The sequence below is a fragment of the Kluyvera cryocrescens NBRC 102467 genome (assembly GCF_001571285.1).
Lineage (GTDB): Bacteria > Pseudomonadota > Gammaproteobacteria > Enterobacterales > Enterobacteriaceae > Kluyvera > Kluyvera cryocrescens.
Genome location: NZ_BCTM01000094.1, coordinates 1 through 640 on the forward strand (window position 1 = coordinate 1; position 640 = coordinate 640).

A 640-nucleotide genomic window follows, 5' to 3' on the forward strand; every position below is an offset into this window, starting at 1 on the left:
AGATGCTGACTCGGACGCCGATGCCGATGCGGATGCCGATGCTGATGCCGATGCCGACTCGGACGCGGATGCCGACGCTGATGCAGACGCTGATGCAGACGCCGATGCAGACGCCGATGCCGATGCTGATTCCGATGCAGATGCAGATGCTGATGCAGATGCCGACTCGGACGCAGATGCCGATGCGGACGCCGATGCAGATGCAGATGCGGACGCAGATGCTGACGCCGATGCGGATGCAGATGCTGACTCGGACGCCGATGCCGATGCTGATGCCGATGCTGATGCGGATGCCGACTCGGACGCGGATGCCGATTCTGATGCAGATTCTGACGCCGATGCCGACTCGGACGCTGATGCCGATGCCGATGCAGACTCGGACGCTGATGCCGATGCGGACGCCGATGCCGATGCAGATGCAGATGCGGATGCCGATGCCGACGCCGACGCGGACGCCGACGCGGATGCGGATGCCGACGCGGATGCGGATGCCGATGCCGATGCAGACTCGGACGCTGATGCCGATGCGGATGCCGACGCAGACGCCGATGCGGACGCGGATGCTGATGCAGATGCCGACGCAGATGCTGATGCGGATGCAGATTCTGACGCAGACGCCGATGCAGATGCAGATGCCGAC

1 pseudogene is annotated in these 640 nt (G+C 63.9%); it reads left to right on the forward strand.

Annotated elements, in window-relative coordinates:
• A pseudogene (locus tag KCR01S_RS23635) lies at positions 1–640 on the forward strand (hypothetical protein); the annotation flags it as partial.